Here is a 22174-nt window from a genome sequence, read left to right as displayed (position 1 = left end):
ATATAGTCCCGAATAAGGGGGCTATACATGTTTATTAAAAGGTTGTTTACGTTATGGTTTCTACTTTTAAGCATTGTTTGTGGTGCATTTTTCTTTTTGGCAAATGCACCTATTCAATATGCTGAAAAAACCAATGTTTCTATGTCACAGCCTAGTAATGATGAATTATTGCGTTATATTCAGCAATATCAATTTTTAATTAGTGAGATTTCTTATACATTGCGCAAAGAATCCTATAGCTTTCTGTTAGATTACGGAATTTTACCTAATGGAAAAATAGAGCTCCTTGTGTCATTACCCGACAAGGTCGATCACAAGACAAAGCAACACATAGAGGAAACAATGCTGGACGTTATCAAAGCTAATGAATTAAACCCCATCTCTTTTCAAATAACGTTAAAGCAACTCTATGAGCCAGCAGAAGCGATCTCAACTCGGCTCAGTTATAATGATGTCATGGCCAATCTATTTGAGAAGATGTTTGCCCAAGATTTCGGGACTTTCAGCATTGACCATAGTATGACGTCTGAAGGAATTCAAGTAAGCATTAATTTAACAGAAGAAAAAAATCACAAGGCTAAAAAGAAGGCTCAACAGTTAGCGGAAGATATGATAAAGCAGCATCAATTTGATGTAGAAAACTTTTCTATTGATGTTCAAAATAAGATTATAATTTTAGATTAGAAAATTATCACGAATTTTGTTTGGTATGAATTCAGTTAAATGAAGAGGGGAATACATACTCTACATGTGACAATTTCTGTAGCTTAGGGTGTATGTCTAGGTATGGTGGTCATTTTCAAAGGATGTGCAGTGTAAGGGTTTTGTATTTCTAAAAACGGAGCAGACCATGATGGTAATGCTCTTTTTTTATTCATAATCTCAATAACCATCAAAAAGCATGGGGGTAAAAAGAAATGAATAAAACAACACGTAAAATAGCAATCATTACGGGTGCAAGCCACCCTCAAGATATTGGAACAGCTATTTGTAGAAGAATGGCTACGGACGGTGTCAATGTTTTTTTCACACACTGGCATGCTGATCGTAAGTGGATAGGAGAATTCAAACAGGAAATTTTGAGTATGGGTGTTTCATGTGAAGAAATGTCAATTGATTTATCAGATTCTCAAGCTCCAAAAAGGATACTCCAAACGGTTTTCGAAAAACTAGGTGTACCTTACATTTTAGTGAATAATGCTGCCCATTCAGCACAAGATGGTTATCTAGCGTTAGATGCTCAAACATTAGACGAGCATTACGCGGTGAATATGAGGTCAACCTTACTACTTTGTGTGGAATTTGCACGTCTTTTTGAAAAAGCTAATTTAAATTCAGGAAGAATCATTAATATGACATCTGGTCAAGATTTAGGTCCTATGATGGGAGAGCTAGCCTATGTAGCAACGAAAGGGGCAATTTCAGCCTTTACTAGATCATTAGCACAGGAGCTAGCACCGCTGGGCATTACCGTCAATGCTGTCAATCCAGGGCCAACAGATTCTACATGGATGAATGATGAGATTAGAAGCTATCTATTACCTAAATTTCCAATGGGGCGGATTGGGACACCAGTGGATGTGGCCAAGGTGATTAGCTTTCTTGCTAGCGAGGAGGCTACATGGATAACTGGACAAATAATCCACTCAGAGGGCGGGTTTCTACGAGGATAATTCATTCTAAGCCTTGCTACAGTTGTGGCAAGGTTTTTCTACGTGCTTATAAGTACCTAAAAAAGGGTCATTCCCGAAATTGGAAATGACCAAGGTTTGTTAGGTGTGTTCGTTGGAGGAAAAAATCTTAAAGAACAGATACACTACTATTTTATTCGATTAGTATAATAATTTCTAGGCTTTAAACCAGTGACAGCGTTTCTTCCTAAGGGCTTTTTTTTTCCCCACATCAACACTTTTATCTTCCGCCTACTTATGTATAGTAAGGCAAAAAGGTTGCTGTAGACCCACTCGATATTGGGTTGTTATGATAATAAGGTACGTAAGTGGGAGGTAAGTAAATTGGAAGCAGAAAGATATAATAATCTTAAATTAGGTGAACGTGGTGCCATCATCAGTATTATTGCCTATATAATTTTATCTATCATAAAAGTTGGCATTGGTTATATGAGTGGTTCAGAAGCTTTAAAAGCGGATGGGTTGAATAATACGACAGATATTATTGCCTCTATTGCAGTACTTATTGGACTAAAGCTTTCACAAAAACCAGCAGATCATGATCATCGCTATGGTCATTGGAAAAGTGAAACCATTGCATCGATGGTCGCATCATTTATTATGATGGCCGTTGGTATTCAAGTATTGGTCGGTGGTTTTTCTTCCATTTTTCAAGGCGGTAAAGAATCGCCGGATATGGTTGCAGCCTATGTAGGGGTAGGATCAGCATTGGTGATGTATTTTGTCTATCGTTTCAACAAACAATTGGCTGGAAAAATCAATAGTAAGGCCATTATGGCTGCAGCTAAAGATAACTTGTCAGACGCTTGGGTAAGTATTGGAACCGCTGTAGGAATTTTAGGGTCACAACTACATATGCCTTGGTTAGATACGATAACTGCAATTGTGGTAGGTTTCATTATTTGTAAAACAGCTTGGGAGATTTTTAAGGAAGCTTCTCATGAACTATCAGATGGATTTGATGAGAAAATTCTGCAAACATACAAAGAGATTATTTTAAAAATAGATGGCGTTAAAGGATTGAAAGAAATCAGAGGAAGAAATTATGGGAATAATGAGGTAATTGATGTCGTTATACTTGTAGATGCAAAGTTAAATATCACGAAAGCACATGATGTTGCTTCGGTTGTTGAGAAAAATATGGTGGAAGAGCAAGGGGTTTACGAAGTGCATGTCCATGTGGAGCCTAAGGATGCATAGGGCAATTAAGTCCTTAAATGTAATATTCAGCTTCAAAAACTATACGGATTAATGAGGTAAGGAATGTCGCTATTGAAATACAAAAACAATTGTCTCTAGCTACTTAATGGCGGTGAAATGACTAATTTTAACCTTTAAAATGGTGGTACGTGCAGGTTTTAGCCTTCATTGATAAAAAAATTCACTTTACACTGGACTAATACGATTTTTTATCATATACTGTATGTAATAGAATCTTTCTTAAAGAAATAATAAATTCACATATTACAAAGAGTAATCGTGTTTTGTTAGTTACTTTTTGTAATATGTGAATTTTTTTCTTTGGAAGTAGTATGATTTTATTTAATAACATTATTGGAGGTCATTTAAATGACACAAGGTACAGTAAAATGGTTTAACGCAGAAAAAGGTTTCGGTTTCATCGAAGTAGAAGGCGGACAAGACGTATTCGCTCACTTCTCAGCTATCCAAGGTGAAGGTTTCAAATCACTTGAAGAAGGTCAAAAAGTTGAATTCACAGTTGAAGAAGGTCAACGTGGACCACAAGCTGCTAACATCGTTAAACTTTAATTTTTAAATGAAGAAAAACATTCTTAAATAGAGTGGTTTCAGTAGACAAAGTCGATTTTTTCGACTTTGTCTTTATTTTTTCTCATTACATATCAAAATACATTTGTTACTTGCTTATTCTCGATGAAAGTGAGGATAAGAGGTTTTACCAAGAAGAATGTAAAAGCAACACGAGGGAGTTTGTTCAGTATGATCTGTTTACAAATCAAAACTACCTAAAATCATAAAATCTACAATCACGCCACTTACTGGATTTTCCGATCCTAATACATTAATTCCTAATACTGTCACACCACTAATATTTGTAATATTAGCAGAGACATATTTTCCACTAATATTCTTCTCTCTCATTTGAACCCTCGGTCTTAGGTTTATTGTTGAATTTGTCGAGTATACACTTGCCACTGCATAGTCAATAGTAGATAAGAGAGGACTGCCATTCACTAATGCATTGTCTGTAAAGTAGAATGTTGCTATTCCATTTGCATCTGAGCTAGCTTGTCCATAAACAATGCGCTTTACTTTTTTGGGATTTGCATCTCCAGCTTTAAACACCTGCATGACTGTTGGGGCAAGTGTAATGAAATCAATGCTCATAGACATTCTCCTTCGTTATTTTTAGCCCTAATTATGCTTGATATATTCTATGAACTGTTTATTAGATTAGTACACTAAGCAACAAACTTCCTATATACATTCTTCTATGCTACAAAGTAAGTATAAAAAAGGGTCACCAGGGTGGGAGACGACCCTTTGATCATAGCATGAATATTTGAGGATAATAGAAGGTAATTATTAATGATATAAGAAAGTAGCACCAGCAATAATTAAAAGAATAAAGAGGACAACAATTAGAGCGAATGATAAATTATCATGCTTGCCATAGTTTGAACCGTAAACTTCATATCCCATATGAAAGTCCCTCCTTTCGAGAACCTAGAATATGTAAAGTATAGAAACGAGGTTTAAATAACTGAAAAATATTTAAGGGTCACTCGGCTGAAAGTGACCCTAAGTAACAATTCGGGAGGTACATGTTAAACTAGATTAGCCTAACACTACTATTTATATGAAAAGTTAACTCATTGTGCATAGTTTATTGCCTTTAAAATAAAAATAAGACTATGACGGTCAACCAACCCCACAGCCTATAAAAGTGTGTGCGATACACTTATTAATAGTTTGTGTAAATATAGTCAATTTATACATTCAAAAAGCCGCAGCGTCGACAAACGCTACAGCTAGTTTAAGTTATTTGGCATCTCTGGTATGATGCCCCAAATCTACCCTTACAGTTTCTAGTACGATTGAAAGGGTACTGTCTCTAAATTTCTAATTAGAACTTATTCCATATATACGTACGAGTCTTTGAGTACTGTACTAATTAAGCGAATGAGTCTTTATTTTTCAGGATAATTAACATGTAATGGTGGTGGTACAAGCCAGCCTTTATTTTTGTTTAAACGTAAAAGTTTTGCGCCAAGCTGAGCTTTAGCCATATGGAATTGCCCATACATTAATGCGATGTCTTCACGAGTAGAAGTGCCCATTGCCTGACTACATGCAACTAATCCAGCTGCAACGTCAGCAGTAAGGGCAGCGCTTATTTCTGGATCATTAAACTTTGCACCTGGAGGAATATCTTCCAGTCTTGCTACAGGTCTCTCAGGTGAAGCGGGAGGTAGTGCAATCCCGTTTGTTTTTAGAATTTTTTCTAACTGCTTTACTTCTTCTCTGCATGTTTCGATGATATCTTCAATAATTTTTTTAAGATCTTCATCACCAGCATGATTATAAAACGTTTGATAGCCAGAAATCATGCCATAGTCTGCAATTAAACCCGACCAAACACTAAATACCTCACCATAATGCAACGGTTCATCTTTTGGATTTCCACCAAGAATACCCATCTGTACACATCCTTTTCTTATTTTTCGCCATTAAAGCCATGTTAGTATGGCTGAAAAAATAAGTAAAATTCACTTTTAATAAAATTTTTAATGTAAAAATTAAAAGAAGCCACAGAGAAAGAAATCTCTGCAGCTCTTTAAGTAGTGAAACACTACGCACTTATAGAATGGGTGTTTTCTGTTTAGTTATACGTTTAATGTAGCTTTGAAAAAGTGAAAAGTATAGATTTTCTTAAGGAAGGCCACTTTAAAGCATATTGGAGGTGAGTGTTTTGACAAAAGAAAAGCAAAAGAATGAAGTAGAGCAAAAAGAAATTGCAATGGAATTTAATCCTGAAGAATTAGAAGCAGTAAAAGAGGAACAAGAGCAACAGAAAGAACAGCCCTTCAATAAAAAAGAAGTAAGAAGATAATATTATGCCTTCATCTACGGTTGTGGCATTTCCATAAAGGTTATGCTTGAACCTCCAATGACTTAATTGAAAGAAGATGATTTAAAATGGACAAGAATTTGAATTACGGGGACGATTATAAATTTATCCCAGCAACTTCTGTTGGAAGCGGTGTAGGTATAGACATATTACCCGATTTATATCAATACACGATTCAAATTGTAAATATTGTACTTTATGGTGAACCGCAGATGAAAGATTTTGTGCTAATAGATGCGGGTATGCCCAAAAGTGCGGATGAGATCATTTCAGTTGTTGAAGAACGTTATGGTTCTAAGTCTCGACCGAAGGCAATCATACTGACTCACGGTCATTTTGATCATGTCGGAGGACTCATAGAATTAATAGAGCGGTGGGATGTTCCTGTCTATGCGCATACATTAGAAATACCCTTTTTATCTGGAAAACAAAATTATCCCGAGCCTGATCCAACGGTAAATAACGGCTTGGTTGCTAAAATGTCACCTATTTTTCCAAATGAAGCTATAAATTTAGGTGGTAACCTCAAAGTTTTACCTTCTGATGGTAGTGTTCCATTTATGGCAGGTTTCAGATGGTTTCATACGCCTGGCCATTCACCAGGGCATATATCTTTATTCCGTGAGAAGGATAAGGTGCTTATTGCTGGAGATGCATTTGTTACGGTCAAACAAGAATCTCTTTATAAGGTGATTACGCAGACAAAAGAAATCAGTGGTCCCCCTCAATATTTTACAACAGATTGGCTGGCTGCTCGAGCATCTATCGAAAAATTAGCAATACTAAAACCTTCAGTTGCCATCACAGGGCACGGATTACCAATGCAGGGCGAAGAACTGACAAGCAACCTAAAAAAACTTGTCGATGATTTTGAACAAATCGCACTACCCAAGCAGGGGAAGTATTTAAATTAATCACGTAAGGAAAAAACAAAGAAAAAGCCGCAGCGTCGTCACACGCTACAGCCATTGTCTTGCCAATTTAGTCAGATGATTCATTATATCATAAATTATCAGATTGCAACTGTAGAATGAACATATTTGAATGACAAGACACAATGAATGGCAAGTTGTTAATAGGAGCCTGTTTTGATAATAGCTATCAAAACAGGCTCCTTCTTTGTATTTGAATGTCATAGATCATTTCATGGTATAAAATTTCCTTTTTAAAAAAAGTGGTTGAACAAATTTTTTATTTGTGTATATAATGTTTATATAGTATATATACAATATAATAAATTTGTGGGGGGAATTGTTTAAGTGATAGGCACTGAAAAAGCGGATGAAAGTAATCTGTTAAAACGATGGATCATCACTATTGGTATATTTTTAATTGTTCAATTGATCTTTATCGCGGTCGATGGCACTGCTCTTGAGCCGAACATGAACGATAGTAATAATTTAGTTGCCAGAATGGGAAGATGGATTTTGGATTCGAGGCTTTTCACCGAATGGATAACGCCTTATTCCTTTCCTTTTTTTAATATGTTCATCACAATCCATGTTATTGCTATACTGATTGCAGCACTAGGGAATATGATTTCAACGATATTCTCAAAAAAATAAAGAAGAGGGATTGGCATGCAAATAATTATTTCGAACAGTTCAAAGGAGCCAATTTATGAACAAATTACGAATCAAATTAAATCACTTATTTTAGCAGGTGAACTACAGGAGGGCACAGCTATACCTTCCATGCGTAACCTCGCAAAGGATTTACAAATTAGTGTAATAACGACAAAACGGGCTTATGAAGAATTGGAGAAGGCGGGCTTTATCTATTCCATTGTTGGTAAAGGATCTTTTGTAGCGGAGCAAAATTTGGAGGTTATACGGGAAAAGAAGCTGAAGGTTATTGAGGAACAGCTAAGTGCGGTCATTGCGAATAGCAGAGAAATAGGCCTGTCTCTTGATGAACTAAAGGAATTATTGAAGATTTTATACGAGGAGTGAAAGGGATGGAAAATGTAGTCGAATTAAAGAATGTCACAAAGAGGTTCAAGGGCTTTTCCGTAAATCATATAAATTTACAGGTAAAGCGAGGCTTTGTAACGGGTTTCATTGGGGCAAATGGAGCTGGTAAGTCTACAACGATAAAAACGATGATGAATCTATTAAGGCCAGATGCTGGAGAAGTAAAGCTTTTCGGATTAGACTACAAGACGCATGAGAAGGAGATTAAGCAGCGCATTGGGTTTGTATACGATGGCAATATATTTTTTGAAGGGTTGAACTTAAAAGATATAAAACGTATAGTTGCACCTGCCTACAAGCGCTGGGACGATACAATATTTTATCAATATGTAGAACAATTCGAATTACCGCTTAACAAAGCAATAAAAACATTTTCAAAAGGAATGCAAATGAAGGCTTCATTAGCAATAGCCCTCTCACATCATGCAGAGCTAATCATTATGGATGAGCCGACAGCAGGATTAGATCCCATTTTTAGACGGGAGCTGTTAGATCTATTACAGGAATTAATGGTTGATGGCAATCGCACTATTTTCTTTTCTACGCACATTACAACTGATTTAGATCGTATCGCAGATTACATAGCTTTTATACAGAAAGGGGAATTAGTATTTAATCAATCTATACACGATGTAGCTGAAAACTATGCGCTCGTTAAAGGTGAGTTGAATCTACTTGATAGAGACACTGAAAAAGCATTCGTTCATGTTCATCGTGCATCCACAGGATTTGAAGCACTAACGGATAATATTAAAGCTGCGAAAAATATTTTTGGAGACACAGTTATGATTGAACGTGCCTCTCTGGAAGATATCATGTATTACTTTAAAGGAGGCATCCATCATGCTTAACTTAATTAAACGCGATGTCATACTACAGAAAAGGCAGCTATTGCTTTTTATTCCTTTTATCTTAGTTTTTATTTTGTTAGGGGCACCACCCGTTTTAATTTTTCTGGTCGCCAGTATTTTTATTCCCTTTAACACATATGCATACGATGAAAAAGTTGAGACGAATATATTATTAAACTCCTTGCCATACACACGTACAGAAATTATCGCATCCCGCTATCTTGGAGCGATTGTCTATATGATTTTATCCATATGTGTTACAAGTCTAGCGCTTCTAGCTTTCAATAAACATTTTACGATATCTGACATTGCCATTGGTAGTGGCTTATTCTTACTATTTGCTGCGCTTACCTTCCCATTATTTCAGATATTTAAACAGGGTTATATTACAACGGTTATACTTATTAGCTTTATCCTCTTAACTTGGATTTCACGACCGATTGCATTGTATATGAATGAACACTTAACAACAATTATTGATTTTGTAGATAATACAACCGTTACGGTTTTATATACAGGGGCGACACTTTTCATTATGCTAATCTATATTATTTCTTGGGGGATTACAAATTTCATTTACCAACGAAAAGCCTTCTGATTGTGTGCTTTTGTTTACTCCTAGAAGATTACTTGAAGGAGCCAATTTTAGAATGATGACACATGATAAAATTTCATTTGGAACTGAATGTAAGACGGAATTTAAATGTCTTTATGCAAAAATGAATGAAGTAAAAAGGTTGTGTTGCTTAATATAAGGGGAAGAATGAAAGCCTCCATATGCCTACAAATCGACATATTTAGGCATGTTTACTTAGTATTTCGAAAGTGGTTTTATAGTAATATTTGGTATATAGTCTGTTGGAGGTTTTATATGCCTGATTTATTACTCGTTCTTTTTTTATTTAACTTTTCTTTATTTCTTTTGCATGAAATGGATGCAATAAGACGCTCTGAGTGGCGATTGTTTATAATACTTAAAGATATGGAAGATTCAAAGGCTTATAAAGTATTCACTTTTATTCACCTGTTTCTTTACGTTTTAATCCTTTCCTTACTTTTCAGTCAGTATCAAACCATCATTTTTTGGATCCTTGATTTATTCTTTATCATTCATGCAATCCTACATTTATTTTTTGAAAGGCATCCTCGAAATCAATTTAAAAATAGATTTTCAAGATCCATTATTTATCCAATGGGGGTCCTTTCTGTCATACATTTAGCATTATTAACTAATATTTCGACTTAATTGTATTGTAAAGGAAGTTTTCAGCTAGTAATTTGCAGAAAATTATTCCAATTTGTTGGTTTTCTGCTTATTATAAAGGTGGAGGTGATTATCAGATGTATAGTAATACGGCAAATATGTTGAAGCAAACGAATAATCTTATCAATGCATTGAAAAAATTGAAGCAAAATCTATCTTTTGTGAAATTGTATATTAATAGCGATAGAATACTGGCTATCTATTTTTTAAGTAATGCGTATAGTGATTTTAATTTATTTAAAACAATTTATTTATCTGTAACACCTGGTGATCAAACGATTGATAAGTTTTTACAGGAGTATGAAAAATTCTTTGTAGAAGTGAATAAATACTTAGAGGTCTTTAATGATGATAGCGTTGTCGAGGATAGACTTCATAAGGAAGTTTTGTTTGCGATTAATGAATTAGAAAGATATTTGTTAAATCTGTTAGATGTGTATAGATAAAAAGTTAGACATTCCTTATTTCCGAGGGGTGTCTTTTATTTTAAAGAAGCTCCTTAGATAAAGCCTCTCTGGTTGTAGGGGTAAAATGTTAAGGGATGGGGGAAAAATATGATCAGAAAAATTGAAATGGGTTTGTTTGTAGTTGGAGTAGTAATGGCCATAATAGGTATGCCTTATTTATTGGGGTATTCAACGAATGAATGTTTAAAATATCCTCTCTATCTAGGATTAATATTAATAGTTGCCACTATCCCTGTAACAATACCCAAGAGTAAATAATCCATTGAGATATTAATACTTGGTGTCTTTTATAATTTTAGAGAAGGTAGAGATACACTTGTGATATTGATCCTCAAGAGTAGTAGTATTCATAAGTAACGAGTTATCTTGCTGATATATACTATAAAAATGATACTCAGATCTCCTGGCTCCTTCTATTTATAAGAAAGGAAAAAATTACCTATATAAAATAAGGTGAGACATTGGTAAGATTTGATAGGTAAAGTATTCGATGGAACTGGAATAGAAATAGAATGCTAATTAGTCATTACAAAACGTAAAAATGGTACATAGTTCTAAACTTAGGGACAATTAAAAAGCCAAAATAAACTATGAAGGAAAAACACGGCTGATAATTGAGAATAGACAAACAATTGTAGAGAAATTATCCGATCTTTTCTTAGTGCGTCCATAGCTTTTAGAGGTTTGTAGAAGGAAGGAAGTATAGTATGAAAAATCAATTGATACGATTAATCGCTATCGTTCTACTTGGTGTGTGTGTATATATTAATATGTACGAAATAGATGAATTAGGGTTGATGCAATTTTTTGCATATGTTGGCTTATTAGGTTTTACTTTTGCGGTGGGTATTCCCATTATCTTTATTAAAAACCAAATTAGTTTAGCCAAAAAATTTGGTTTGTTGTTTTTAAGCATGATCATCGCTGCAATCATTCCTTTATTGGGATTTGGAAATTTAAAATATATCCTTGAAGAACATTTAATGACTAAAGAGATGAATAAAATTGTAAATCAATATAATGTAGAGTTGCAACCTGATGAGGTTTTTTTAACCTTTCAAAACCATCTTCTGGTTGGAAAAAGAGATGATTTGTTTGGAAGTTTAGACAAAACACTATTGATTTATAATGCCGCAGGGAAAGAAACGAAAAGAATAAAAATAACGGAATTAGCAAAAGCAGCCCTTCCTTATCTGCCCCTTACCGATAAAGAAAAGGAAACAACTTATTTTGATGGTATGAAGGCACAAGGAAATACATATGACCTTTGGAAAAAAATAGATGAAAACGACATACAACTATTTTTTAGATACGTTACAACGGAAGTTCCTGAGGATTATCAACCTGAACCAGATATGCCAGCCGATGCAAAGGACATAAAGTTCCATTATGATATCACCTATTCACCGACTTTAGATGAGAACGGGGAATTTGTTTTTAGTTCGGATACTTTCCATTTATATAAAAGCAACGAGTCAATTCGAGTTAGCTACAAAGCTTCGGGCATTGAAGCGATTGTTGCTCCAAATACTGCAGTGTTAGTGAACGAAATCAAGTAAAGATTACATACATTGCTAACAAAAGTACAACATGAAGCCAGTAGCGTGTTAGCGGCAAATCCAAAAACGGTATTAGGATGAATATACTAAGTAACAACAAAGCCTAGGTACTCAAATTAATGTTGAGCCTGGGCATTTTTTACGTGATTTATTTATCTAACGAACGTGTTGTTTTTCGAAATTTCAAATAAATGAATGACCACACCCTAATAAAGTGGTAAAGTATAGAAAAAGTGAATGGAGAATTATGTAATGGAAAAACTGAAGAAGGTTGAATTAAAACATTTTTCAAGTGAATATATGCAAGGACTGAACGCTTTTGTACTTACTGAAGAGCAAAAACAATTTTCTGCACTGCCGAGTAATTTTGAGGAAATTAATGAAGGACAGCATCGCATTGTAATTCTAAGTGAAAATACACCTGTTGGTTTCTTTCTCCTAAATGCAAATGAACGAGTTAAGAAATATTCTACGAATAGAAATGCGATGCTATTATCTGCATTATCAATTAATCATACAGAACAAGGGAAGGGCTATGCAAAACAAGGAATGACATTACTAGTTGAGTTTGTTAAAGCAGAATTTCCAAATTGCGATGAAATTGTTTTAGTTGTAGACAAAGATAATATTCCAGCACAGAAACTATATGTAAAAGTAGGGTTTGAAGATACAAATGAAAGGCTAATAGGACGTATCGGCGAAGAAATAATCATGAGGCAATTCATAAAATAAAGTTAGACCACCATTGTCACCAGAGTTTATGCTACATTTTGTAGATGAACTCTGGTTTTATGTTTTGGGGAAATGTCGCATCCATTCTTGAAAAAGAGTTTCATCGATCAAGATTAGCAAAGAAAATTATTTAAAATATCCTGATTAAAAATACACCGGCTATCATCACCATTAAACCAATTATTTGTAATGGTTGAATTCGATTCTTTAGCGAGTTAAACAATCCGAATTGCTGTACCAGCAAGCTACCAGTGATTTGACCGAATAAAGCAAGAACTACAGTTTGGCCATTTCCAATTTGATTGACAAGAAATACATTGATGAGAACATAAGATCCTCCTAAGATCCCGCCAATCCATATCCACCAAGGAGCAGCTTGTTTAAAAGGCTCTTTAATACTTGTGTAAGATCGATCTTTTAACCCAACAATTATAATCAAGGTAATAGTACCAACAAAGAATGAAACAAGGGCAGCATGAGAAGAAGAGTGAAGAACTTTTCCTAATTGTCCATTAACAGCGATTTGGATAGCTAGTAACATTCCTGCTAGAATCCCTACTATGCGCCAAATCCATAGATTCCGCACACTCTCCTTATTTGTTTGGGGAGAATACTGTTCATTTTTCTTGCTTCGTATAGCTGTAGCTAAAAGGACGCCTAGGAAGACTAGTAATATGCCAAAGATTCGATTCCATCCAAAGGAATATTGTGTTGCATTAAACCAGCCATTATGATCGATTAACATACTCATGAGAGTCATTCCAAAGATCGGTAGGATAGTTGTTTGCACACTTCCCAATTTAGGAAACAAGAGAATGTTAGTAGTTATCGCAATAGCGCCACCAATTCCCCCCAACCATATATAGATAGGTTGGTTCAACAATAAATCTAATGGAATCCCCAGTGATGAACCACTACTTACTAATGTAATAGTTAAGAAGATGACACCAACAGCGAAGGAAATCATTGAAGCTAAAAAAGGAGAAATCACAAACTTTCTTAATTGAGCATTAATGGCTGTTTGCACAGCAAGAATAGCTCCAATACTTATAGCCAAAAGTACTGCAAACATAAAAATTCATCACAACCTTTGTTGAAGAAAATGTAAAAAAACAAATGTAAAACAACGCATGATTGATTATATCAAAGTACGTGTTGAATTTTATAAAATTAAGCACTGAACACTTAGTAAGAAATAGATTTTATTTAGGATGTGGAACGTCACCCAACACATTAAGATAACGATAAAAAAATCAGTTTCTCAAAAAAGAAATGATTTTTCATGTATAGAAGCGGTTAAGAAATAGAGCTTTATGTTAATAAAGTATAGTGTAATCTCTTCATATTCTGTATATTGGTGTATGAGGAGGAGATTTAATGGCAAGAAAATGGATTCTACCATTATTTATATTAGTAGGTGTTTTGATCTCTGGTTGTAGTGAGGGCCAGGAAAAAGGTAGCAAAGATGGTGGAGATGTAGAAGTAACTATTCCAGCTCTATTTTTTGAGGGTCAGGACATTGATTCTGTTATTTCAAAGGCAAAAAGCAGTGGGATGAAGGAAGTCAGTAAAAATGAGGATGGTTCTTTAACTTATAAAATGTCTGAAACAGAACATAAAGAAATGATGAAAGGTTTAAAAGAAGGCATTCTAGCAAGTGTAGATGAGCTTAAAGCAAGTGAAGAGTTCAAATCTATTAAAGATGTAACCTATGACAAATCCTTTTCAGAATTCACTTTATCTGTAAACAAAGAAGAATTTGATAATAGTCTTGACACAATGGCCTCATTCGGACTAGCTTTAACAGGTATGTACTATCAATTATTTAATGGTGTAGATGAAAAGGATTATAAAGTCAAAGTAATTTTTAAAGATGAATCAAATGGAGATGTAATTAACACGATAGTTTATCCAGATGATTTAAACAAGAAAAATTGATCAGAAGAGCACCTAACATAGGTGTTCTTTTTATATGTGATGGGTGCAATCGAATGGGGCAGTAGTAGTTGTTCCTGATTCTTGATGGCTTTTTATTTTTGCAAAGATTTTGTGTTCAAAGTAGAATATCAGCATCAAATTCTTAATGCACACATGAATAGGCATTTTAAGAAACGACTGACCAAAGCCCAGATACTCATTAATTTTGAGCCTGGGCTTTATACTTATTTAACTTGTACTTCCTTTTATTTATTCTCAAGATGGGCTGAAAGAGCTATCTAAAGAAATTTTTAATGGCATCCATACGAATTTTGCTATAACATTCTTCGCAACGAAAAATCTTATCGGTTCTTTCCTTTAACTGTCTGAATCTCAGTGACCCCTCGTATACTCTGAATTTGTTTCTACAACTAGAACAAATTACCTCATAGTAATACATACCTATCCTCCTCAAGTCTGACCTATTACTTTTTCGTTGATTTATCAAATATTGTAATCAGTTCTCTCGTATATTCCTCAACATTTAACTGGGGATTTCTCATTAATTCAATAGTGAATCCATCAATGGAATTTCGTATCGTTAACGCCATTACTCTTGAAGCCAATTTGGTGAATTCTCGGAAGACACCCGCTTGCATTCCTAGCGTAAGTATGTTTTCAATGGGAAGAAAAATAGTATCATCATGATCCGCCGCAAATCGTAGTTTGCCATCAGCAGTTCTTTCATTAGAAACAATTTCAATGACAGCGAAAACATGCTGCCGATTTTCATCTATGAATCTAAGGTTTGATTCAATATAAACGCTAAGCCTATCTATAGGAGATTTTTGATTTTCTATTAGAGGAGCAGTATAAGCTTGACATGCCATATAGTAATCATAAATTACTTGCTCTAATAATTCCCCCTTACTTGCAAAGTGATAGGAGATAACCCCCTTACTGATTTGTGCACGCTTTGCAATTTGACCTAAAGAAGCTTGAGCGTAACCCACCTCTGCAATGGTTTCGATAGCACATTCCACAATTTGAGTTCTACGAGCTTTTTCAATAAATGACATTTCTTTTTGGTTAGTTGTGTTATTTTTTTTACTCATGTATTTATTTTAGCACGGTTGTACTAATTAAGCAATTAAAAAAACATTTAGGGAGGTTCCTAAATGGAGGCTTTTCTTTTACTTTGAAATTAAACCAAAGCTTGTTCAGAGCTAGACTAGGGTGTTTTGTGACGAAGATGATGATACTTTAGCTTAATGGAATTATTTCTTAGCCTATTTGTAAGTGAAAGTAAGTTGTTTATTATCTGTTGACATGGAGTTGGCTCCATCTTTTAAGATGAATAAAATCAAAGAATGGAGTGATGGGGATGGTCATTATGACAACTATACTAATTGTGTTATACGCGGTTTTAATAGGGGTGGCTGGGATAAAAAAATGGAAAGAAGTTGGATTTGAAGTACGAACATTCATATTTATTATCGTATCAATTAGTATTCTCTTAATATTATGTCTACCAAACAAAGACTGGATGTTTATATTACTGATAATTGCATTTATCCTGATACATATATTGGCAGTTTCAGAAGGGCGGTTAACAAATGGACGAATTACATTCAGCCATCATATCATTCGTTTCATTTTCCATTGTATAATTACCCTAATGGTTTATAAATTTATATTATAGAAGGGGATCATAATGAAAATTGGTGAATTTGCAATATGTACTGGTCTTAGTAAAGATACTATACGTTATTATGAAAAAATGAATTTATTGCATCCAGAAATTAAAAATAAGCACCGTAATTATAACAAGAAAGACTTTGATACAGTGGAAGCAATTCTTAAACTTAAACAAACAGGATTTTCTCTTCAAGAAATCAAAATGCTTTTTGATTGGTCGGAAAATATTGATCAAAATAAAAAACTGACAAAAGAAGAATTACAAAATCTGCTTGAAATCAAAGTTATATTTCAAGAAAAATATGAGCAGATGTTACAAAGAGAATATCAGATTAAACAAATTAAACTAGTTTTATTAAATATAGATAATAAAATAAAGCAACTTTTAGAGAAAAATAAAGAAGAAAATTGTTGATTTTAACGATGTATTTAGAAAATGTAGGAAAAGAATGTACCCATATTTTAGAAAGTGATAAACATTGATCCTCAAGAAGTATGCGAGCGATTGGCAAGCAAATGAAACTTTCGAGTACCACGATATTCAGTATGAAAAACAATAATTTAAGCTGCTTCTATTTAGCTTTTCACCGATGATATTCAAGCTTCTTATCAATATATGAGAGAAAATAATGTTGAACTTGTTACAGAGATTCAGGATAATTTTTATTTTGTGTTTAAAGATCTTGATGGCAATTTACTAATGATTTGTAAAGAAGCTTCTTAAAAAATGTGAACATTGCCTTTGGGACTTTACTAAATAAATCAAATTTTCATTAAAACAGAGAAGAAGGTGTCAGCCTGTAGACAAACTTTATTGAGTTTGTCTACAGGCTGCTAAAACCACTGGAGGATTTAATAAAACAGAAAGATTACTGGAAAGAAAGTGGGGAGTCAATAGCAGCTGAATATGCATTGTACAAAGTGATAAACGACAAACAATTCAAGATTGATGATAAATTAATCAAGTTTTACATGACATCAAAAGCGTATTAGCGAGGAGAAGGTAGACAATTAATTAAGTTTACCGAGGATTATCGAAAGAAAAAGGTCACTTCTATTAAAAGTGACCAGGATGTTTAGTTATGCTTTATTAAAACTCTAGGGGATTAGGTGTTTATTCAATTTTATTGAATTGTAATATTTCCTTTATATGTTGCAAAGTAAATACCTGCATCAGGATCGTATGCATAATCAAATCTTGTTAGGTATCCTGCGTATTTAAAATCTCCATCCCATTCAACATGATAAATTTGTCCAGGTGGAAACGTTGAAGTTCTTGTATTAACTGTGACATATTTAGTATACACAGCAGCTGGACTGACATTGTCTATACTAGTAGAGTTTTGAACAACGTTGATTTCGGCTGCTGAAACATTACCTGATGGATAGATGAAAAATGAAACAAGTAAAGCTGAGAGTAGAGCAAAACCAAAAATGCGACCTTTAATTGTTTTTACCATTATTATTCCTTCATTCTAGTATAATCCCCTAGTAATTTACATTTAATCATATATTAGTGTATATTTCAATAAATGGGTATTATTGGTTTTAAAATTGATTAAAAAGTAGGGGCTACACATGCATTATGAGTGGTTAAAGAACTATCAATAATTAGCAGATTAATTTGTACATAGAATAAGCGTTAATCTCAAAAAAATCTACATAACATACTTTTTATATTTTCATAAATTTCTCCTTGCTAAAGAGCGAATGTTTGTTCTAATATAAATACAAACAAACGTTCCGTAGAAGGAGAGGTCAAAATGGCGAAAATATATAATTTTCCAACTAAAGCATTTCGAGATATAACAAAAGAAAGAGTCGATGTTGTAACTATTGCTTCTGGTTTTATGGGTGGTGTTGTAAAGGTATATGAATGTGAAGGGACAGTCATTATTCATAGTGAAAATAAGAAATCCAGCCATGCTAGTATTTCAAATGATCTTGGTCAGGTTAAAGAATGGGAGATTAGATATGCAATAGAACATATATTAAAAAGAGGCATTACAGAAGTGAATATAAAAGTTAGTAATACAGGAGTTGTTCATATTCGTAATAAAGAAATGAATTCACTTTCTCAGTAAAGTCAGGTCACTTATAAAATAATATGAGTACTGGTTATATCGTTAATGGTCTTTTTAAAACGTAGTTTGCAACTATCCCTTCGACTGTTAGAGGCTTTTAAATTTGTTCCAGCTAACTCTGTTAGCAAGTAATTATCAACTTGTTTGGAATGATCATGTACAAGAGATAACAGGTCAATTGGAGTTAGATATTTAAAAGATATTGTTCTGTAAAGTTATTTAACTTTTAGAGGTTTTACAAAGAATGAAATGAACATAACAGAAACCCCTATAGCAATGAATAGTATTGCAACAGATTTATTTGAAATAAATGAATTGTATTCTAGGGCACCTGTTAATCTCGCTGATCCGATTGAAAGCGATAAGATGCCTAAAACAAATATGATATGTCCAATTTTAGAAGGTGTTTTCATTTTATAACAACTCCTGATATTTAGGTAATAACTTACAAAAGGATAACATGATTAGGTAATATTTGAAAATATGGTTCGGTTTGATTATTGCACAATAGGAGTATTTGAGGTTGATGGAGGAAGTACAAAAGTCAATATGGGCTGTCAGTAAATTATATGAATTTATAATAAAGGGGTATGTTTTTATGAAACCATTTATGTTACGTCATAAACTGGGTTGGCTACCTAACAAATTAGAGTATCGCAGAACCTATATCATAGGTTTTAAAGGAGAAACAGACGAAAGTTAAACTTTCATGCTAACAAAGAATAGTATGTAAGATTAGTAAATAACAATAAAGAAATGGTTGTTAGGAAAAGAGAATTAAAGAGATATTTCAAGGATGGTTGTTTACAGTTTCTAACTACACAATATGAGGAACATGCTTGAAAGATCTGGAATGGTAAACTTTTAACTTTTTTCTTTTTTGGGTTTAACAAAGTAAGAAATGAACATTACAGAAACGCCCATAGATATGTATAGTAGTGCAACAGATTGATTTGGAATAACTGAATCATATTCAAAGAAACCAGATAATCTTCCTAATCCAGTTATCATCAAAGTAATGCCAAAAATAAATATGATATATCTATTTGTAGAATGTATTTTCAACACAAAACAACCCCCGAGGCTTCCTAATAATTTATATAAGGATAACATAAACTGGTAAATATTTCACTATTCAGATTGAGTCAATATACATTATGAATATGTAAAATAAACACGTTCACTTGTACGTGTATGTCAGAAACGAGCAATTGATACAACTAATCATAAAGGCTTTCAAATCAAAGTGACAATAATGTTAGCTTAAGCAATTAATTGTCACCTTTTACGATGGTTTAAAGATACATTTTTTCTTAACATAGCTTTATTAAGCTATAAAGGAGAGAATGTCTTGAATATATTAGAAATAAATAATGATTTATTTAGAATGCTTAATAGTCTAGGAAAAGAATTTCAATTCTTCAATTTACCAATGATTATTATTGCTGAATACACAGTTATTTTCTTAGCTATTTTTGTTATTCTGTTCTGGTTTACCAAAGATAGAGAAAATAAAATAATGCTCATGTGCGCAAGCATAGCTTTCGTTTTGGCTGAAATTATAGGGAAATTTGCAGGGTTATTACATTTTAATCACCAACCATTTGCTGTCCTTTCGAATACAAATCAGTTGATAGAAAAAGCAATAAATAATTCATTTCCAAGCGATCATACCATATTATTTTTTTCATTCTGTATGTCCTTTTGGTTATTTAAAAAAGGAAAATGGAGTCTATGGATTTTGCTTGCTATATTAGTCGGAATTTCACGTATTTGGGTAGGAGTTCATTATCCATTAGATGTAATGGTAGGTGCTCTTATTGGAATTACTTCTGCAATAATAATTTACTTTACACTTCCGAAATTAACACTAATAGAAAATGGAATTACCAAATATGAATCCATTGAAAAAAGTGATTAGAAGAAAATTCCATAAAAAGAATCTAATGTAAAACAATATTAAAGGTCACGTCTAAAATTAAAGTGTACCCTTTACAAAGGGTACACTTTAAAACAGGTGTGACTTTTTCTTTTGCTTTGAAAACATCAAACAGCCAAAACGCTATGAGTTGAGATGGCATGGTTTGGTGATGTTTTAAAAGTGGAATTTGTAGAAAATTGTTCCAATTTATTATCTCTCAGATTATGATTTAGTGGGAGGTTAAATAATGTCAGATAAAATTAAAAACATTTTTATTGGAATCATATTTTTTGTTGTCCTAATTTTAGGGACATCATTCGTAATTGATACAATATTGATAGATGGATTAAAAGTTGATAATGGACTTATAGGTAGTATAGTGGGTGGGATAATAGGAATGGTAGGCGTAATTGTAACTACTTATTTCATTATCGAAGCAAACAAAAAATCAATGGAGGATTCGTTAAAAAAACAAGATAAGCAGGCAAGGGATAGAGATTACATTGCATTAATCCTTACCAAAGCATAGGAGTTGAACCATGAAATTATAAAATCTACTCAAATCTACAAAAAAATAATGGATAATTTCAGAATTACTAAAACACACCAAATCTTAATTAACACATATGAGGATAGATTTTCTTTAAAACGTAAAGATGACGGAATTTATGATATGGCTAAAAGGGATTTAGTCGAAAACAATCTGAAACTCGAAAAACTGCGAAACGAATTAACAGTTTGTTTAAATACTTTAATTATAAAAAATATTTACATCGGAATTTTATCCGACCAAATTAATGGTTACGAACATACAGTTAATCGGAATATCGAAATAATAATTAATAGTTTAGATTCGATAGGTAATTTAAATGAACTAGAAGAAACGTTACGATGGCATAATAAGTATTACATAAAGGATTCAAATAAATTACTAAAAGATTTGAATGATTTTGTTGTAGAAAAACTGAGCGAATTAAGAAAAGGCGTAAGTTGAATACTTTACTAATCAAAAAAGGGTTGATTTCAAACAAATTTTTCTAATAGGAGCGTGTAAAATGAATTTAAAAGAAAAGTTGATAGTAATAAAAGAAAATGGGTACCAAGTACCTCCCGATAGATTTCAGTTGATACTAGAAATGATAAATAACATTGGCTCTTTGGATGCCCAACTACGTGATGAGCTAATTTATACAACCTTATCACACTGGATTCCTGATAAATCTCTCACCGCAAACGAACTAGAACAACTTTTACCGGTTTTTTTGGATAAAAACCATTTGCTTTTTAAGCTTGGTGAAACAAATACAGACTCTGTCTTCACTCGGTCTTTCTCCATGCTAGTCATACCGCTTCTCTTAACGAGGCATAGAGAATCACCATTTCTCTCAAGAGAGCAAATTCATCACATAAAAGAGAAAATATTTTACAATGTACAAGAAGAGCGAGATTACCGTGGGTATGATGAAGAAAAAGGCTGGGCTCATGCCATAGCCCATGCAGCAGATGCGTTAGATGATTTGGCTCAATGTTCCGAACTGGATAAAAGCGACCTCTTAACTATCCTCGATTTGGTTTACGAAAAGATGACTATAACAGAGCGAATTTACTCCGATGGGGAAGATGAGAGAATGGTCAAATCCATAATTAGTGTTTTAAATAGAAAAATACTTAGTCAGACTTGTGTAGAGCAGTGGATTCAAAGTTTTGGTGATGTGGAGAAAAATTCAGAATTTCTCCCTGCCTTTAAGCAAAAAAATAATATAAAGAACTTTTTGAAAAGTTTATACTTTCGAGTTAAATTTTACAAAGCGGATGCCGTTCTCTGCTCCACTATCGAGCAGACATTATATAAAGTAGAAAAAGTATACTATTCCTAATTTAAAAAGTGTCGAATAAAAAAAAGAAT

The 22174-nt window shown here is 33.4% G+C and carries 32 protein-coding genes; 23 read left to right on the top strand and 9 right to left on the bottom strand.

Annotated elements, in window-relative coordinates; genetic code table 11:
• Positions 1–27: 27 nt before the first annotated feature.
• The 4 genes from NY607_RS09505 (at position 28) to NY607_RS09490 (ending at position 3461) form a co-directional block, all read left to right on the top strand.
• Positions 28–684 (top strand): hypothetical protein, encoded by a 657-nt coding sequence (locus NY607_RS09505; RefSeq protein WP_259419573.1) that lies wholly within the window; start codon positions 28–30, stop codon positions 682–684.
• A gap of 233 nt (positions 685–917) precedes the next feature.
• On the top strand, positions 918–1673 hold the full coding sequence (locus NY607_RS09500) for an SDR family oxidoreductase (protein WP_259419572.1): 756 nt from the start codon (positions 918–920) through the stop codon (positions 1671–1673).
• Positions 1674–2015: 342 nt separating this feature from the next.
• A complete protein-coding gene (locus NY607_RS09495) occupies positions 2016–2891 on the top strand; it encodes a cation diffusion facilitator family transporter (protein ID WP_131520098.1) in 876 nt (291 codons plus the stop codon).
• A gap of 369 nt (positions 2892–3260) precedes the next feature.
• On the top strand, positions 3261–3461 hold the full coding sequence (locus tag NY607_RS09490) for a cold-shock protein (RefSeq protein ID WP_004225195.1): 201 nt from the start codon (positions 3261–3263) through the stop codon (positions 3459–3461).
• 198 nt (positions 3462–3659) lie between these two features.
• On the opposite strand, the gene NY607_RS09485 is transcribed toward NY607_RS09490, so the two are convergent.
• From NY607_RS09485 to NY607_RS09475, 3 genes are all read right to left on the bottom strand, one after another.
• A complete protein-coding gene (locus NY607_RS09485) occupies positions 3660–4058 on the bottom strand; it encodes a hypothetical protein (protein ID WP_259419571.1) in 399 nt (132 codons plus the stop codon).
• A 198-nt stretch (positions 4059–4256) separates the two neighbouring features.
• Positions 4257–4373, bottom strand: coding sequence for a YjcZ family sporulation protein (locus tag NY607_RS09480; RefSeq protein WP_004225198.1), 117 nt, complete (start codon positions 4371–4373; stop codon positions 4257–4259).
• 488 nt (positions 4374–4861) lie between these two features.
• Positions 4862–5371 carry a DUF3231 family protein gene (locus NY607_RS09475; protein ID WP_237898099.1) on the bottom strand — a complete coding sequence of 170 codons (510 nt, stop codon included), beginning with the start codon at positions 5369–5371 and terminating at the stop codon, positions 4862–4864.
• A 272-nt stretch (positions 5372–5643) separates the two neighbouring features.
• Between NY607_RS09475 and NY607_RS09470 the strand changes: the two genes are divergently transcribed.
• The 11 genes from NY607_RS09470 (at position 5644) to NY607_RS09420 (ending at position 12648) form a co-directional block, all read left to right on the top strand.
• A complete protein-coding gene (locus tag NY607_RS09470) occupies positions 5644–5784 on the top strand; it encodes a hypothetical protein (RefSeq protein WP_259419570.1) in 141 nt (46 codons plus the stop codon).
• An 86-nt stretch (positions 5785–5870) separates the two neighbouring features.
• The gene (locus tag NY607_RS09465) at positions 5871–6716 is read left to right on the top strand and encodes an MBL fold metallo-hydrolase (protein WP_259419569.1); all 846 of its coding nucleotides are present in this window, start codon (positions 5871–5873) and stop codon (positions 6714–6716) included.
• Positions 6717–7061: 345 nt separating this feature from the next.
• Entirely contained in the window at positions 7062–7367 is a 306-nt protein-coding gene (locus NY607_RS09460) for a YfzA family protein (protein WP_259419568.1), read from the top strand.
• 15 nt (positions 7368–7382) lie between these two features.
• Complete coding sequence (locus NY607_RS09455; protein ID WP_004225203.1) at positions 7383–7754, top strand: GntR family transcriptional regulator; 372 nt, start codon at positions 7383–7385, stop codon at positions 7752–7754.
• 5 nt (positions 7755–7759) lie between these two features.
• Positions 7760–8626, top strand: coding sequence for an ABC transporter ATP-binding protein (locus NY607_RS09450; protein WP_131520102.1), 867 nt, complete (start codon positions 7760–7762; stop codon positions 8624–8626).
• On the top strand, positions 8619–9224 hold the full coding sequence (locus NY607_RS09445; protein ID WP_259419567.1) for an ABC-2 transporter permease: 606 nt from the start codon (positions 8619–8621) through the stop codon (positions 9222–9224). Before NY607_RS09450 ends, NY607_RS09445 begins: the two co-directional genes overlap by 8 nt.
• A gap of 273 nt (positions 9225–9497) precedes the next feature.
• Positions 9498–9872: a DUF6713 family protein gene (locus tag NY607_RS09440; protein WP_259419566.1), complete on the top strand. Its 375-nt coding sequence runs from the start codon at positions 9498–9500 to the stop codon at positions 9870–9872.
• A 95-nt stretch (positions 9873–9967) separates the two neighbouring features.
• Positions 9968–10336 carry a hypothetical protein gene (locus tag NY607_RS09435; RefSeq protein ID WP_048392639.1) on the top strand — a complete coding sequence of 123 codons (369 nt, stop codon included), beginning with the start codon at positions 9968–9970 and terminating at the stop codon, positions 10334–10336.
• A gap of 108 nt (positions 10337–10444) precedes the next feature.
• Positions 10445–10615 carry a hypothetical protein gene (locus NY607_RS09430; protein ID WP_193767319.1) on the top strand — a complete coding sequence of 57 codons (171 nt, stop codon included), beginning with the start codon at positions 10445–10447 and terminating at the stop codon, positions 10613–10615.
• A gap of 449 nt (positions 10616–11064) precedes the next feature.
• A complete protein-coding gene (locus tag NY607_RS09425) occupies positions 11065–11916 on the top strand; it encodes a hypothetical protein (RefSeq protein WP_259419565.1) in 852 nt (283 codons plus the stop codon).
• A 252-nt stretch (positions 11917–12168) separates the two neighbouring features.
• Complete coding sequence (locus NY607_RS09420; protein ID WP_054550269.1) at positions 12169–12648, top strand: GNAT family N-acetyltransferase; 480 nt, start codon at positions 12169–12171, stop codon at positions 12646–12648.
• A 130-nt stretch (positions 12649–12778) separates the two neighbouring features.
• Here the strand turns inward: NY607_RS09420 and NY607_RS09415 are convergent, their stop codons facing one another.
• Positions 12779–13720, bottom strand: a complete 942-nt coding sequence (locus tag NY607_RS09415) for a DMT family transporter (RefSeq protein ID WP_259419564.1) — start codon at positions 13718–13720, stop codon at positions 12779–12781.
• A gap of 305 nt (positions 13721–14025) precedes the next feature.
• Between NY607_RS09415 and NY607_RS09410 the strand changes: the two genes are divergently transcribed.
• Positions 14026–14586, top strand: coding sequence for a hypothetical protein (locus NY607_RS09410; RefSeq protein ID WP_131520106.1), 561 nt, complete (start codon positions 14026–14028; stop codon positions 14584–14586).
• A gap of 274 nt (positions 14587–14860) precedes the next feature.
• Here NY607_RS09410 and NY607_RS09405 read toward each other — a convergent pair whose 3' ends face one another.
• Positions 14861–15025 (bottom strand): DUF2197 domain-containing protein, encoded by a 165-nt coding sequence (locus NY607_RS09405; protein ID WP_131520107.1) that lies wholly within the window; start codon positions 15023–15025, stop codon positions 14861–14863.
• Positions 15026–15050: 25 nt separating this feature from the next.
• Positions 15051–15680: a TetR/AcrR family transcriptional regulator gene (locus NY607_RS09400; protein WP_131520108.1), complete on the bottom strand. Its 630-nt coding sequence runs from the start codon at positions 15678–15680 to the stop codon at positions 15051–15053.
• Between the two features lie 599 nt (positions 15681–16279).
• On the opposite strand from NY607_RS09400, the gene NY607_RS09395 reads away from it, so the two are divergent.
• Positions 16280–16678 (top strand): MerR family transcriptional regulator, encoded by a 399-nt coding sequence (locus tag NY607_RS09395; protein ID WP_131520109.1) that lies wholly within the window; start codon positions 16280–16282, stop codon positions 16676–16678.
• 709 nt (positions 16679–17387) lie between these two features.
• Here NY607_RS09395 and NY607_RS09390 read toward each other — a convergent pair.
• Positions 17388–17723, bottom strand: a complete 336-nt coding sequence (locus NY607_RS09390) for a hypothetical protein (RefSeq protein ID WP_054550262.1) — start codon at positions 17721–17723, stop codon at positions 17388–17390.
• Between the two features lie 303 nt (positions 17724–18026).
• On the opposite strand from NY607_RS09390, the gene NY607_RS09385 reads away from it, so the two are divergent.
• On the top strand, positions 18027–18347 hold the full coding sequence (locus NY607_RS09385) for a DUF1827 family protein (RefSeq protein WP_259419563.1): 321 nt from the start codon (positions 18027–18029) through the stop codon (positions 18345–18347).
• Positions 18348–18562: 215 nt separating this feature from the next.
• On the opposite strand, the gene NY607_RS09380 is transcribed toward NY607_RS09385, so the two are convergent.
• On the bottom strand, positions 18563–18760 hold the full coding sequence (locus NY607_RS09380; protein ID WP_048392664.1) for a hypothetical protein: 198 nt from the start codon (positions 18758–18760) through the stop codon (positions 18563–18565).
• A 113-nt stretch (positions 18761–18873) separates the two neighbouring features.
• Here NY607_RS09380 and NY607_RS09375 point away from each other — a divergent pair, with 113 nt between their 5' ends.
• Positions 18874–19050, top strand: a complete 177-nt coding sequence (locus tag NY607_RS09375) for a hypothetical protein (RefSeq protein ID WP_231595621.1) — start codon at positions 18874–18876, stop codon at positions 19048–19050.
• 161 nt (positions 19051–19211) lie between these two features.
• Here the strand turns inward: NY607_RS09375 and NY607_RS09370 are convergent, their stop codons facing one another.
• Positions 19212–19415 (bottom strand): hypothetical protein, encoded by a 204-nt coding sequence (locus NY607_RS09370; RefSeq protein WP_231595622.1) that lies wholly within the window; start codon positions 19413–19415, stop codon positions 19212–19214.
• A gap of 283 nt (positions 19416–19698) precedes the next feature.
• Between NY607_RS09370 and NY607_RS09365 the strand changes: the two genes are divergently transcribed.
• The 4 genes from NY607_RS09365 (at position 19699) to NY607_RS09350 (ending at position 22145) form a co-directional block, all read left to right on the top strand.
• Positions 19699–20268 carry an undecaprenyl-diphosphatase gene (locus NY607_RS09365; protein ID WP_259419562.1) on the top strand — a complete coding sequence of 190 codons (570 nt, stop codon included), beginning with the start codon at positions 19699–19701 and terminating at the stop codon, positions 20266–20268.
• A gap of 247 nt (positions 20269–20515) precedes the next feature.
• The gene (locus NY607_RS09360) at positions 20516–20797 is read left to right on the top strand and encodes a hypothetical protein (protein WP_259419561.1); all 282 of its coding nucleotides are present in this window, start codon (positions 20516–20518) and stop codon (positions 20795–20797) included.
• A gap of 3 nt (positions 20798–20800) precedes the next feature.
• A complete protein-coding gene (locus tag NY607_RS09355) occupies positions 20801–21262 on the top strand; it encodes a hypothetical protein (protein ID WP_259419560.1) in 462 nt (153 codons plus the stop codon).
• 61 nt (positions 21263–21323) lie between these two features.
• Positions 21324–22145 (top strand): DUF2785 domain-containing protein, encoded by an 822-nt coding sequence (locus NY607_RS09350; RefSeq protein WP_259419559.1) that lies wholly within the window; start codon positions 21324–21326, stop codon positions 22143–22145.
• Positions 22146–22174: the final 29 nt, after the last annotated feature.

Source organism: Lysinibacillus sp. A4 (genome assembly GCF_024919535.1).
Lineage (GTDB): Bacteria > Bacillota > Bacilli > Bacillales_A > Planococcaceae > Lysinibacillus > Lysinibacillus capsici.
This window is presented reverse-complemented; position numbering and strand designations above follow the sequence as displayed.